The 13000-nt window shown below is 59.8% G+C and carries 11 protein-coding genes and 1 pseudogene; 5 read left to right on the top strand and 7 right to left on the bottom strand.

Going from position 1 to position 13000, the window contains the following annotated elements; genetic code table 11:
• Positions 1-26: 26 nt before the first annotated feature.
• Positions 27-1079, bottom strand: a complete 1053-nt coding sequence (locus P3R38_RS03265) for an ADP-ribosylglycohydrolase family protein (RefSeq protein ID WP_277686818.1) — start codon at positions 1077-1079, stop codon at positions 27-29.
• Positions 1080-1087: 8 nt separating this feature from the next.
• The gene (locus P3R38_RS03260) at positions 1088-1348 is read right to left on the bottom strand and encodes a hypothetical protein (protein ID WP_144968035.1); all 261 of its coding nucleotides are present in this window, start codon (positions 1346-1348) and stop codon (positions 1088-1090) included.
• A gap of 118 nt (positions 1349-1466) precedes the next feature.
• On the opposite strand from P3R38_RS03260, the gene P3R38_RS03255 reads away from it, so the two are divergent.
• Positions 1467-2339: a WYL domain-containing protein gene (locus tag P3R38_RS03255; RefSeq protein WP_277686817.1), complete on the top strand. Its 873-nt coding sequence runs from the start codon at positions 1467-1469 to the stop codon at positions 2337-2339.
• Positions 2340-2401: 62 nt separating this feature from the next.
• A complete protein-coding gene (locus tag P3R38_RS03250; protein WP_277686816.1) occupies positions 2402-3583 on the top strand; it encodes a hypothetical protein in 1182 nt (393 codons plus the stop codon).
• Positions 3584-3662: 79 nt separating this feature from the next.
• Here P3R38_RS03250 and P3R38_RS03245 read toward each other — a convergent pair.
• A pseudogene (locus P3R38_RS03245) lies at positions 3663-3761 on the bottom strand (transposase); the annotation flags it as partial.
• 1919 nt (positions 3762-5680) lie between these two features.
• Here P3R38_RS03245 and P3R38_RS03240 point away from each other — a divergent pair.
• Together P3R38_RS03240 and P3R38_RS03235 are read left to right on the top strand one after the other, a co-directional pair.
• Positions 5681-5923: a hypothetical protein gene (locus tag P3R38_RS03240; protein ID WP_277686815.1), complete on the top strand. Its 243-nt coding sequence runs from the start codon at positions 5681-5683 to the stop codon at positions 5921-5923.
• Between the two features lie 108 nt (positions 5924-6031).
• A complete protein-coding gene (locus P3R38_RS03235) occupies positions 6032-6295 on the top strand; it encodes a DUF3077 domain-containing protein (protein ID WP_104882201.1) in 264 nt (87 codons plus the stop codon).
• Between the two features lie 71 nt (positions 6296-6366).
• Here P3R38_RS03235 and gabP read toward each other — a convergent pair whose 3' ends face one another.
• The 3 genes from gabP to P3R38_RS03220 all read right to left on the bottom strand — a co-directional run bounded on the left by gabP (position 6367) and on the right by P3R38_RS03220 (position 10992).
• Positions 6367-7758, bottom strand: a complete 1392-nt coding sequence (gene gabP, locus P3R38_RS03230; RefSeq protein WP_023378589.1) for a GABA permease — start codon at positions 7756-7758, stop codon at positions 6367-6369.
• 492 nt (positions 7759-8250) lie between these two features.
• Positions 8251-9624: a glucarate dehydratase gene (gudD, locus tag P3R38_RS03225; RefSeq protein ID WP_027908007.1), complete on the bottom strand. Its 1374-nt coding sequence runs from the start codon at positions 9622-9624 to the stop codon at positions 8251-8253.
• Positions 9625-9642: 18 nt separating this feature from the next.
• Entirely contained in the window at positions 9643-10992 is a 1350-nt protein-coding gene (locus tag P3R38_RS03220) for an MFS transporter (protein ID WP_023378587.1), read from the bottom strand.
• 290 nt (positions 10993-11282) lie between these two features.
• On the opposite strand from P3R38_RS03220, the gene P3R38_RS03215 reads away from it, so the two are divergent.
• A complete protein-coding gene (locus P3R38_RS03215) occupies positions 11283-11975 on the top strand; it encodes a FadR/GntR family transcriptional regulator (RefSeq protein ID WP_104882208.1) in 693 nt (230 codons plus the stop codon).
• A 9-nt stretch (positions 11976-11984) separates the two neighbouring features.
• Here P3R38_RS03215 and P3R38_RS03210 read toward each other — a convergent pair whose 3' ends face one another.
• Entirely contained in the window at positions 11985-12995 is a 1011-nt protein-coding gene (locus P3R38_RS03210; protein WP_104882209.1) for an NAD(P)-dependent alcohol dehydrogenase, read from the bottom strand.
• Positions 12996-13000 lie beyond the last annotated feature (5 nt).

Below are 13000 nucleotides of genomic sequence, written 5' to 3'. Positions count from 1 at the left end.
GTACAAACTCGTTGCATCAACCACATTCAACTACCGGGATAAGCCAGCTCGATCTGCTGATCGAACGCGCCGCCAATCCCACAGTAGTCAAGCGGAACGCGCTCAATGTCTTCGGCAACCTGCGCAATCACCTGGCGCAGTTCCAGGCGTTCGAGCCAGCGGGCCGGAATGCCGCCAGCACCATGCAGCGCCCCCAGCAAGTGCCCGACTACAAGCCCCGTGCTGGCGCTGTCACCACTGTGATTCACCGCCATGATCACCCCTTCTTCGAACGAGGGCGCCGTCAGCGCGCACCACAGCCCAATCGCCAGCACCTGCTCGGCAGCCCAGCCATCGACAAAATTACCAATGCGATGCGGGGTCGGTGCATAGCCCTCGTAAAAGAAGAACAGCACACGCTCGACAAGGCCACAGATATCTTTCATCCCAGGGACTTTCCCGTACCGGGCCAAAGTTTGCGTCACAGCGTGCTCCAAGCTGGCTTGCCGATCTACAACACGCTGAAGCAGGTCGGCGAACAGCCCTGCCGCCAAGTAGGCCGTCGGGTGCCCGTGCGTCAGGCGCCCGGACTGCGCTGCGTAGTCGAATGCGTTGGCGAAGAATGCGCATGGTGCAACGCGTACCAAAGCACCGCAGCCTTTGCTGTAGTTTTCGGCGACCGCACCCAACCGGCCGCTGGCCTTGAGGGCATTCAGGCTGGTGGTGTCCGGGGCACGACGCGACCAGAGCGCCATATGCTCGATCAGCCAGCCATCCGTTACGACCGGTATCACCGAGGGATGATCCTGGGTCGTCAGCCAGCGTAGCAACGCGTGGTGAATTACGCTGGGCACATGGCATGGCTGCCGCGAACTGCCAAGCACAAAAGCCCGCAGCAAGCCTTCAGCGGTAAACAGCATCATCTGCGTAGCGTCGCTGATGGCACCGGTGATGCCGTAAGCCTGGGCAAAATCACTGATGCCCTGCGCACCGAACCTAGCCTCAATCACAGGCCACTCAAGCAACTCCACGGGAGAGCCCAGCGCATCTCCGACGGCTCCCCCCAGCAGGCAGCCGCTGATCCGTTCAATTCTGTTCATATCGTCCCTCAACACCCTTCACCAGAAGCTAGGTCCTGCAAAATCACCAGCTTGCGCTGCAACTGCGCAACATGCTCCCGCTCTGCGCGCAACGCCGACCGCAGCTCGCGGTTTTCCATTTCCCAAATCTGTAGCCAGCGCAGGTCCCTCTGGCAGTGCTCGACCTTTTTCCCAAGCTCACCGAGCTTCAAAGCCTGCTGAATTAGCACCAGCAGGATGATCCCCATCGCCACCAAGGCCCCTGTAGCAACTACTTCCGGCATCGTCATGCTCATATCCTTTGCTGCCCCGATGTATTCCGAAGACAAATCAAAGATATGTAGTTCAAAATTACACGTCTAGAATGTAGACTTATACAGGTAAAGTAATCGCGCACATGGAGAGGGTATGAAACGCAAGCAATCCATCGAACAGGTACGCTGGGACCTGGCACTTCGCTATCGTTTAATCGAGACAGTTGCCTGGTGGGAAGGCCGGCTGACCACGGGCCACCTGATGCAGAGCTTTGGCATCAGCCGCCAGCAAGCGTCTAAAGACATCAACACTTACATCAGCGAGCATGCGTCAAGAAACTTGACATATGACAAGCGGATCAAAGGCTACGTACCTACGTCGCACTTCAAACCACGCTTCATCGACCTCAGCGCCAGCGCCTACCTCGACATGCTTGCGCAGAACAATGAACGGGCGCCGCACATCGAAGGGCTGAAGCTGGCATATGCGCATACATTGATGCTGCAAGTTCCAGATCGCAGCATTCAGCCGGAGGTGCTTCGACCCCTGTTGCGGGCGTGCCGGGAAGGGTTGCGGCTCGAGGTCGAATACGTTTCGTTGGCCAACCCTGAGCCTGAGATTCGCTTGATCGAGCCGCACACCCTGATCCACACCGGCATGCGATGGCACGTTCGGGCCTACTGCGAGAAAAACGGTGCTTACCGCGACTTCGTACTCAGCCGCATGCGCGGCAATCCTGACCTACTCGATGGCAATGGCAACGGCATCGAAGGCGATACGGTATGGAACACCGAGGTATCGGTGATTCTGGAGCCTGACCCGCGCCTGGACGCCGCACAGAAGGCGATCATCGAGGGTGACTACGGCATGCAGGACGGACGCCTGGAGATCCCGAGCCGGCAAGCGCTGGTAAAGTATGTGCTGCAACGCTATCAAATCGACCCCAAGAACCTGGACCCCAAGCCAGAAGCGCAGCAGGTCGTGATCGCCAACTTGAACCAGCTGAAGCCTTGGCTGTACGACTGATTCAGCGCGCTCGTTGCATTCCATCAGCATGAAAACTGCACTCAAGGAAGAAACACACGCTCATGACAGCCGCATCTCCTCCCACAACCAACCCGCAAAGCGAGTCCGCCGCCTCCACCAGCCCCCGGCAAGCACTATTCAAACTACTCGCCGATATCAAATGGTGGCTGCCAGTAGTTTCAACGCTTATCTCAATCTCACTCCTCACCAAGTACCTCTGGGTAATCCATCACCCCGAGTTGATCCTAAGTTCGTTAGGTAACCCTTCGAACCTCGTCGCCTGGTTATTCTTCAGCCTGCTGATACTCGCGTCGCTGCTGCTCATCGTATCGGTGCCGTCTTTGGTCTTCACGTTAAGCATGTCTGTATGCACCGTCGACAGAGAGCTGGAAAAGAGGCTCGCCTTACGCTTTGGCCTCATCGTAGGCGGGGGCTACCTACTGCTATCGCTCAACCTGCTGGGGGCCCTCTTTGATCACACCATGGCTCCAGGCTACTTCTTCCCTATCGTCGTAGTCGCTGCCGCTTGTGCCGTGATAGTTCTGCTTCGCCGCGATGCGCCCCTGCACAACAAAGTACTGGAGCTGCCGCCTGGTCCCCGCAAACCCTCGCATCGCAAACTCTATTACACAGCCCTCGTTGGCTGGCTAGGTACGCTGCTAGCGTTTACTTCGGTGAGTGGAGTCATGCCCGCCCAGCTAGCCATCATGACGTGGCGAGGCGGAGAGAGCGACGAAGAGGCATTCGGGGCTATCGCTCTCTGCTTATTGATAATGTGCCTCTACCTAGCGCCAGTCCTCGTCTTTTATTTGACAAACGGCAATGCGATGCAGCGCACCGGCCGAGCCGCACTGGTACTGCTCGGGTGCATCTTCGTCAATACCATGCTGTTGCCGGCCCTCTTGGACCTGTGGGTCTATTCCGCCGCCAATCTGATCAAAATCAGGGACAATACCGAGCTGAGCTATGTGTTGAACGAAAAGGATTATCCGAAGGAGGTCTTCAGCAGCGACCCGTGGCAACTGGAGAGCTACGACGGGCCGAATGGTTTGTATAGCGTCAGGGCGTTTCGTCAGTTCCGCTTCGGCGATACGTTGTTAATCTGTCCCGCTCGCTATCGAAATATCGCTTTGAAAGAGATCGGCAGCTACGCACACCGCTGTATTGCGTTGTCTGAGGCCAAGGTGCATGTAGCCGCTCCTGTATTAAGCAAGGATGCCGCGACGGTAGCCAAGCCGAATTGATCCTGCCCCCATGCCTACCCACGTTCCGGTGTTTATTGAATACCGGAACGCAAGATATAAATCTGTCCCCTTTTATCGCGGCAGACAAACAGTTAGAGCGAACGAGTGCCCATGGCCGTATCTGGTTCTCCAGCTGGTTGCTGTCGATGTGCACAGCCCTATCGTCTAGGTACCTGGTACATTCCGCCTGGAATACAGTCTGCTCATCCTATATCTTCCAGGGGGGCGCCCTGTGTGTTGGAGGCATAAAGTCCTGCAAGCACCTAGCCCCCCCTGGGCCTTTTCATCGCAACGCGATGCTCTTAGGGAATCTGGGTTTTCAAAGCGTCATTGATCATGCGTGAGGATTGACCATGGATGGGCGGGAAAGGCCGGTTATTAAGGCTTATGGCTTTGTTGAAGCAGTGACTTACCCTGACCCTAAGGAGAGTAACCGGGGGCGCGTGAATTTAGTTTTGGATAGCCTTCGAGTAGAGGCACTCCAGAAGGGTGTGAGCGTCAGGGACACGGCTGATGATCTTTTGATAGTTCGGATCCTTTCAACCATCAATCGTTTAGAAGCGCGCTTCCCAGGGAGCAATTGGGAAGAGGGAAGCTGGATCGAGTTCAAGCTCCAAGACAGTCCAGGAGATCCTCCAGCTTGGTACCTCTCCGCTGATGGTGACTACGGCGGAAAGGTCGTTCGCACGAACATCACCGACGCTGTCCGCATAGGAGGAGGGCCGTTTGCGGCGAGTAGACTTGAACAAAAGCTAGTCGAGTTTTGCCAAGCTCCTGATGCGAAACACGTCCAACAGCTTTCAAGTTGGCGTCCTCGACGAAACGCGAGCGGTCCGTTTGTGAGGGTAGTTGACGTCGGTCAAGCTAGCTTTTCAGCCATCCATTCCAGCAAAAACATCACATCTCCAATCATGGGGTACTTTGACGTAGGAGAGCCGCTGTTCTTTCATCACAAGACATTCCCCAGCGTGTTTCTCGAACAGAAAAGGGTGCCTCAATCGGGATTTGTCGTCCTGTCTCACTGGGACTTTGACCACTATTCGTTAGCCGTCAGCAAAATTCCGGAGCTTCGTAACCTCGCGTGGTATGCGCCTGATCAACCAATCGGGCCAAATGCGGCCCGGCTCCAGGCTCTTCTGGGTACCAACCTGACTCTGCTTTCTGCTCCGTTCTTTAGCATCAGGAGTGGAATAGAGCTATGGAAAGGTACAGGCGCTCCCAGCAATCGAAATGACAGTGGATATGCAATGAGGATAATCAGGGCTGGAGGACCCGTTCTACTCTCGGGTGATCTACCTTACTCCCTATTGCCCCTTGGCATTGGGACTCAGTTTTCTGCAATTGCGATAACCCATCACGGAGGTGCCTTTACTGGGCCACCTCCCATCCCTATGTCTCAAGGAGCCCTGGCAGCCGTTTCTTACGGTATACCAAATCGCTATCATCATCCCAACACTGCGGCCATTGGGCTACATCAAAGCGCAGGCTGGTCGATCCAGCCGACCAACACCTCAGCAAGGAAGCGTGGAGACATCTGGCTCTGACATTGCTCACGCGAAAGCATCTGTTTAGCACCACGCATTTACGCGCTCGTACCTAGCTCCAACAGCACCGTCCATCGGAATCCAGGCCACGCAGCGTTCCAACTGGTATTCCAAGCATGTTAACCAATCATTTTTTTACTAACCAAAACAGATAGATACCGAGTTGTTTCAAATTACCCCGGCCCACCAAACATTCCAAAAAAGAAGACGCCTTCGTGCGTCTTTCTGCGCCTGGCATTTTGGGTACGCGAACCAGGAAAATCAGATTTAACCCCTTTCATGTAGGACGTTTCCCAAAGATACTCCCCGCGCCTGTTTTCCGTTGCAGACGTCTATTCAGGGTCTTAGTCTCGGGCGGTCGTTGCTCATCAACGGCATGACTTTGACAGGTCGCGACGGTAAACAACAGCACGGCTCGCCTCTATGGCAGCTGTACGTGCGGGCACGCTTGCGTGCGCCGGAACTTTGTTGTTTCCGCCGGTCTGTCAACCCGCGTACAGCTGCCACCCTCTGTTTGACAGCAGGGAGTGAGAGCCCTGATATGGAAGCAATCATGTTGAAGATAGTGCCGGATCCACCCCACCACCTCCATTCCCTGGAAGACACGCTCATCCTGGCCTCGGACTACGCAGTCTGTGCCGAAGCCGTCGCCCATCAAGCGATGCTGATGCAGCCCAAATCGCCCGCATCGTTGCTGCTCATGGCGTCGATGCACGAGCTCGAAACCCTGCGAAGGTTACTCGAAACCGCACTGGCCCAGGTCCAACAACCAGCGGACCCGCAAACGCTGCATTGACCCGCCATCATGACCTGCCTGGCCCTTTCCCCCACTCAACCTGTACGAGCCCGGCTTGCCGGCAATAGGGCCAGCCCAGGCACCGTCCCACCCCAGGGAGATTCCTCAATGGCCACCGAAGACATCAAATGCACAGTGGGCAAAACCATCTTCTACCAAGGTGAAAACCAGACCCACCCCCTGTTTCGCATCGAAGCCGGCATCCCCTGCCAAAACGCCCGCGAACAGGCCTCGGAACTGATGGGCTATGCACGAGACCTGACCATCGACGGGTTGATGGAGGACAAACCCAGCCTGATATGGGCTGCGCATTACCTCTGCGCGCTGGGCAAAGCCCTGCTGGATGATGCTGAATTGGGCCTGCTGCGTTGAAGCAAGTCGCCCCCAAACAAAAAGAGCACCCATCCCAGGGTGCTCTTTTCACCTTCAATCAGTGAACCCCATCAGCCCACCGACCGCACCGCCACTGCCCGCGCATGCCCACGCGAGGTCACGATCCCCAGGAAGGAAATCACGATCGCCAGGCTCAAGGTCGCCGTCACCTCAGCCCGGTGCTCCGGGGTATACATCATCACCGCCAGCGCACCGCTGATGAAGGCAATCACCGCCCAGGTCAGCCATGGGAACAGCCACATGCGGAACTTCAGCTCGGCATTTTCCCGCTCCAGGCGACGGCGCATGCGCAGCTGGGAAATGGCGATCACCAGGTACACCAGCAAAGCGATGGCGCCGGAGCTTGCGAGCAGGAACTCGAAAACGCCCTTGGGCGCGAAGTAATTGAGGACGGCGATGGCCGCGCCGATCAGGGTGCTGCCGAACACGGCCGCACGCGGCACGCCGACCTTGGAGGTCTTGTTGAGGAAGGCTGGGGCATCACCGCGCTTGGCCAACGAGTACATCATCCGCGAGGCGATGTAGATCGACGAGTTCATGCAACTGGTGACGGCGATCAGCACCACGAAATCCACCATCAGTGCGGCATTGGGGATGTTCATGATCTCCAGCGCGCGCTGGTACGAACCCACCACCGCAAGCTGTGGATCGTTCCACGGCACCACCGAGATGATCACGAAGATCGACAGGATGTAGAAGGTGCTGATGCGCCAGATCACCGAGCGGGTGGCCTTGGCGATGTTGCGCGAGGGGTCGCTGGACTCGGATGCGGCGATGGTCACCGCCTCGGTGCCAATGAAGCTGAACATCACGGTGATGAAGGCACCGACCACCGCCGACCAGCCTTTGGGGGCGAAGCCGCCGTACTCGGCCATCAGGGTGCTCAGGCCGCTGACTTCGCGGTTGGGCAGCCAGCCCATCAGCGCGGCGAAACCTAGGCCGATGAAGCCCAGAATCGCCGTGACCTTGAGGATGGCGAACCAGAACTCGAACTCACCGTACTTGGCCACGCTGAACAGGTTGGTGCTGGCCAGCAGCAGGACTGACGCGAGGGCGAAGATCCAGCTGTCCACCTGCGGGAACCAGGCGTTGAGCACGTGCCCGGCGGCAAGTGCTTCGATGGGAATCACCAGGACCCAGAACCACCAGTACAACCAGCCGATGGTGTAGCCGGCCCAGCGGCCTATGGCCTGGTCGGCGTAGGTGGAGAATGAACCCGTATCGGGGTGCGCTACGGCCATTTCGCCGAGCATGCGCATGACCAGCACCACCAGGGTTCCGGCCACGAAGTAAGAAAGAATGGTTGCTGGCCCGGCCGCCGCGATGGCGTGCCCGGAACCCACGAAAAGTCCGGCGCCGATGATGCCCGCGATGGACAGCATCGTTACGTGACGTGGCTTGAAACCTTGTGCAAGGTTGCCATCAGATCCCACGGTGCTCATTGATGTTGTTCTCTTTTTGCTGACACAAGGAAAGGACGGGCAGACGTAAGCGAAAAAATCTCCTTGGGAAGAACGTAAGGGGCACGTCACTCGCGCTCTGTTGTAGGCCTTTTGCACGCTTTACAGAGCAACGCGCCAGCGGAATTCGGGCTTCATTTAAGCCCCGTGAGGCTGTAGGAAATTACACGAGAACGTCCCGTAGGTGCGCGATCACGACAAGGGTTTTCCGATTGCGTCACAAGTTGCAGATGGCGTGTCTGAACGCGCCTGCTGGCGAATTGAAGGTTTCGTTTTTCATGCGGATGTGCTGGGGCGGCGTGAGCCTGCGGGGCGGGGTTAAGGGCGGAGTAGACGTTCCCGGGAGGATGGCACCGGCTTCGCCGGGGTTCGCAGGTGAAACGCGCTCCTACAGGATCCCGGCGGTTTTTGGGGACGGCGCCGTGCCTGTAAGAGCGGTTTATCCGCGAAAGGGCTTTCGCGAGCAGATTGGAATCAGCGCACCAGGCAGGGCCGCTTGTGATCGAACGTCCAGCCCGGAATCAGAAATTGCATCGCCACGCTGTCATCCCGTGCGCCGAGCCCCATGTTGCGGTAGCACTCATGGGCCTTGGCCAGTTGGTCTTCATCGAGCTCCACGCCCAGCCCGGGGCGCTGCGGCACGCGCACATGGCCGTCGACGATGCGTAGCGGCTCGCGCGTCAGGCGCTGGCCGTCCTGCCAGATCCAGTGGGTGTCGATCGCGGTGATCTCGCCCGGCGCCGCGGCCGCCACCTGGGTGAACATGGCCAGGGAAATATCGAAGTGGTTGTTGGAGTGCGAGCCCCAGGTCAGCCCCCAGTCGTTGCACATCTGCGCTACACGCACCGAACCCTGCAGGGTCCAGAAGTGTGGGTCGGCCAGCGGAATGTCCACCGACTGCAACTGAATCGCGTGGCCCATCTGCCGCCAGTCGGTGGCGATCATGTTGGTGGCGGTCGGCAGCCCGGTCGCACGACGGAATTCCGCCATCACTTCACGGCCCGAGTAGCCATTTTCGGCACCGCATGGGTCTTCGGCGTAAGCCAGCACAGCGTGCTTGTCGCGGCACAGGGCGATGGCTTGCTTGAGTGACCATGCACCGTTGGGGTCCAGGGTGATGCGTGCCTCAGGGAAGCGCTCGGCCAGGGCGGTGACCGCTTCCATCTCCTCCTCGCCACGCAGCACGCCGCCCTTGAGCTTGAAGTCGCCAAAGCCATAACGCGCCTTCGCAGCTTCCGCCAGGCGCACCACGGCCTCAGGGGTCAGGGCTTTTTCGTGGCGTAGGCGGAACCAGTCGTTATCGGCGTCGGCTTCGTTGCGGTAGGCCAGGCTGGTCTGCTGACGGTCACCGATGTAGAACAGGTAACCCAGCATCTTGACTGCTTCGCGCTGCTGGCCTTCACCCAGCAGTGCTGCCATCGGCACCCCCAGGTGTTGGCCAAGCAGGTCGAGCAAGGCCGACTCGATGGCCGTCACCGCGTGCACGGTGATGCGCAGGTCGAAGGTCTGCAGGCCACGACCAGCAGCGTCGCGGTTGCCGAACGTCTGGCGCATGGCGTTGAGCACGCGCTGGTAGTGGCCGATGGGCTGGCCGACCACCAGGCTGCGGGCGTCCTCCAGGGTCTGGCGAATGCTCTCGCCGCCAGGCACTTCACCCAGGCCGGTATTGCCAGCGCTGTCACGCAGCACCACAACGTTGCGGGTGAAGTACGGGCCATGGGCACCGCTGAGGTTGAGCAGCATGCTGTCGTGGCCGGCCACCGGGATCACGCGCAGGTCGGTGACCACTGGGGTGGCGGTGTGTACCGGGGAGCCGCTGAAGGATTCTGGAGTGCTCTGCATGTTCATGTAGGGTTTCCTGCAGGTTCAGTGGGTCTGGCTCAACGCCGACTGCGGCTTGAGGCTGTTCGAGGAGGTGTTGGGGCGGGTGCGGACGAAGAACACCAGGATCGCTGCCAGTACCGAGGTCACCGCCAGGCCATACAGGCCACCCTGGATCGAGCCGGTCTGCTGCTCGAGCAGGCCGAAGGTGGTGGGAGCGACAAAGCCACCGAGGTTGCCGACGGAGTTGATCAGGGCGATCACCGCCGCAGCGATCCGCGCATCCAGGTACCCCTGTGGGATTGGCCAGAACAACGACGAGGCCGATTTGAAACCGATGGCGGCGAAGCACACGGCGACGAATGCGAAGACCGGCCCGCCCGTGGTGGACATGAACATGCCGATGGCCGCGACCACCAGCGCGGCGGCCACCCAGGCCTGCTGGAACTTCCAGCGCGCCGAGCCTGCCGCGAAGGCATACATCGCCAGGATCGAGATCAGCCAGGGGATGGAGTTGAAGAAGCCCACCTGAATGTCGGACAGCTCGCCCATGCGCTTGATGATGCTCGGCAGCCAGAAGGTCGCTGCGTAGATGGTCAGCTGGATGCAGAAGTAGATCACGCAGAACAGCACGATCTGACGGTCCTTGAGCAGTCGCCAGGCCGACACCTTCACCACCCCGCCCGCCTCGCGCTCACGCTGCTCGCGGTCGATGGTTTCGACCAGGGCATCCTGCTCGGCCTTGCTCAGCCACTTGGCGTCCTGTGGTTTGGAGTCGAGCCAGAAGAACACGAAGAAGCACAGCACCACCGAGGCCATGCCTTCGATGAACAGCATCCACTGCCAGCCGTGCAGGCCCATGCCCTGAATCTGCATCAAGGCGCCGGCCAGGGGCCCGGAAATCAGCGATGCCACTGCCGAACCGCTGAGGAAGATGGCAATGGCCTTGCCGCGCTCGGCAGCTGGCAACCAACGGGTGAAGTAATAGATGACCCCTGGGAAGAAACCGGCCTCGGCCACCCCCAGCAGGAAGCGCAGTACATAGAACTGGGTTTCGTTCTGCACGAACGCCATGGCCGTAGCGACCAGCCCCCAGGTGAACATGATGCGGGTCAGCCACAGGCGTGCACCGACACGCTGCAACAGCATGTTCGACGGCACTTCGAACAGGGCGTAGCCAATGAAGAAAAGCCCTGCGCCGAAACCGTAGGCCGCCGCGCTGATGCCAAGGTCGCTTTCCAGGTGCGGGCGCACGAAACCGATGTTGACGCGGTCGAGGTAGTTGACGATGAACATGATGACGAACAGCGGCAGGACATGGCGCTTGACCTTGGCCACGGCACTGGCCAACGCGTCGCCACCGCTTCGGGCGGACGGATCGAGGGTGTCGTTCACGTGAAATCTCCCACTAATTGTTTTTGTGCGGGTCGAGAGGCTGTCGTTGGCGGGAGGCAGTCCGCCGGGGTTGTCTGACAGGCCAGTGGGAACGAGCATATTCGCCGGGCAGTTGTACGACAAGACGAGAAAAACCGTCTAAATGGCAAAATACAAGCTGCAAAAAGCCTAAATTGCGCGATATTCGTTAAAACAGCGGCAAGACCACTCCGTCTTCGATACAAAAAATCTGCAAAAAATATTTCGATGCATTATCTTGTCATACAAGTTAACGGCTACCAGGAAAACCCATGGACACCCACTCCCGTGGCCACAGCCGCGCCCACGACCTGGTTTCGAGCCTGACCCAACACATTCTGCTGGGCACCTTCCAGCCCGGTGACAAGCTGCCCTCAGAAAACACGCTCGTGCGCGAGCATGGCGTCAGCCGCACGGTGGTACGCGAGGCTTTGTCGAAGCTACAGGCGTCGGGACTGGTGGAGCCACGCCACGGGATCGGCACCTTCGTGATCGAGCGCCAGGCCCAGACGGGCTTGCGGGTGGCGGCAGAGAACGCCGCCAGTGTGCGCGACCTGTTGGAGTTGAGAATCGGCCTGGAAGGCCAGGCCGCCGCCCTCGCCGCCCTGCGCCGCAGCGACGAGCACCTGAAGCGCATGCGCCAGGCGCTGGACGATTACCAGGACCTGGCAGCGGCCGGCGACAGCTGCATCGAGCCCGACCGGCGTTTCCACCTGCTGATTGCCGAAGCCACTGGCAACCTGTACTTCACCGAGATGATGATGCAGTTGGGCAATGGCATGATCCCGCGCAACCGCATGGCCCTGAACGAGCGTTCGGGCGCCAACCTGGCTCGCCATGCCTACCTGGCCAACCTCGAACACGAGGCCATCCTCAATGCCATTCGGCGCAAGGACCCGGATGCGGCGCGGGCGGCGATCTGCTTGCACCTGTCCAACAGCCGGGACCGTTTGTTGCCGGACTGACCGAACGGGTTACCAGGTCAGGCAGATCTTGCCGAAATGGCGATTGCTCTCCTGGTAGCGGAACGCATCGACGATCTGCTCCAGTTCGAAGTGCTTGTCTACCACAGGCCGCAGGCCATTGGCATCGATCGCCCGGACCATCGCCTGTTGCTGCGCCCGGCTGCCCACCAGCACGCCCTGCAGGCGGATCTGCCGTACCAGCGCCTGCACCAGCGGCAACTGCCCTGCCACACCGGTGAGGATGCCGATCAGCGAGATATGCCCGCCGATCCGTGCGGCGATCATCGACTGCTCCAGGGTCGCAGGGCCGCCCACTTCGATGACGTGATCGACACCCCGGTTGTCGGTGAGCTGGCGCACCTGCTCGCCCCAGGCGGGGGTGGTGCGGTAGTTGATCAGGTGGTCGGCGCCCAGCGACTTGAGGCGTTCGAGCTTGGCGTCGCTGGATGAGGTGGCGATGACCGTCGCGCCGGCCAACTTGGCGAATTGCAGGGCGAAGATCGATACCCCACCGGTGCCTTGCACCAGCACCGTGTCACCGGGCTTGAGGTGGTCATCGCTCATCAGCGCACGCCAGGCGGTGAGGCCGGCGGTGGTCAGCGTGGCGGCTTCGGCATGGCTGTAGCCTTTGGGGGCCAGGGTGAAGGCGGTGGCACGGGCGGTCACGTGTTCGCGGGCGTAACCGTCGATGCCATCACCGGGGACGCTGGCGAAGCCTTCGACCTGGGCCTGGCCGTCGAGCCAGCCTGGGAAGAAGGTGCTGACCACGGCATCGCCCACCTTGAATTCATCGACACCCGCGCCGACCGCAACCACTTCGCCCGCGCCATCGGCCATGGGAATACGCCGCTCGCTCGGCCCCCACATGCCGCTGACCACGGCGAAGTCATGGTAGTTGAGGGAGCTGGCGTGCAGGCGCACGGTGATCTCGCCGGCCTTTGGTGCCGGGGCCTCGCAGGTGCCGACCTGGACCTTGTCGTAGCCGCCGCCGGGTTGGACGTAGATGGCCTTGCTGCTCATGGCTG

Origin of the sequence: Pseudomonas sp. NyZ480 (assembly GCF_029537255.1) — a bacterium.
Classification (GTDB): domain Bacteria; phylum Pseudomonadota; class Gammaproteobacteria; order Pseudomonadales; family Pseudomonadaceae; genus Aquipseudomonas; species Aquipseudomonas taiwanensis.
This window is presented reverse-complemented; position numbering and strand designations above follow the sequence as displayed.

What these genes read in the sequence shown, in the direction of transcription:
- P3R38_RS03235 (WP_104882201.1), top strand. Translation starts at nt 6,032, where the DNA reads ATGGCCACCGAAGACATCAAATGCACAGTGGGCAAAACCATCTTCTAC.
- P3R38_RS03215 (WP_104882208.1), top strand. Translation starts at nt 11,283, where the DNA reads ATGGACACCCACTCCCGTGGCCACAGCCGCGCCCACGACCTGGTTTCG.
- P3R38_RS03265 (WP_277686818.1), bottom strand. Translation starts at nt 1,079, where the DNA reads ATGAACAGAATTGAACGGATCAGCGGCTGCCTGCTGGGGGGAGCCGTC.
- gudD (WP_027908007.1), bottom strand. Translation starts at nt 9,624, where the DNA reads ATGAACATGCAGAGCACTCCAGAATCCTTCAGCGGCTCCCCGGTACAC.
- P3R38_RS03250 (WP_277686816.1), top strand. Translation starts at nt 2,402, where the DNA reads ATGACAGCCGCATCTCCTCCCACAACCAACCCGCAAAGCGAGTCCGCC.
- P3R38_RS03210 (WP_104882209.1), bottom strand. Translation starts at nt 12,995, where the DNA reads ATGAGCAGCAAGGCCATCTACGTCCAACCCGGCGGCGGCTACGACAAG.
- gabP (WP_023378589.1), bottom strand. Translation starts at nt 7,758, where the DNA reads ATGAGCACCGTGGGATCTGATGGCAACCTTGCACAAGGTTTCAAGCCA.
- P3R38_RS03255 (WP_277686817.1), top strand. Translation starts at nt 1,467, where the DNA reads ATGAAACGCAAGCAATCCATCGAACAGGTACGCTGGGACCTGGCACTT.
- P3R38_RS03240 (WP_277686815.1), top strand. Translation starts at nt 5,681, where the DNA reads ATGTTGAAGATAGTGCCGGATCCACCCCACCACCTCCATTCCCTGGAA.
- P3R38_RS03260 (WP_144968035.1), bottom strand. Translation starts at nt 1,348, where the DNA reads ATGACGATGCCGGAAGTAGTTGCTACAGGGGCCTTGGTGGCGATGGGG.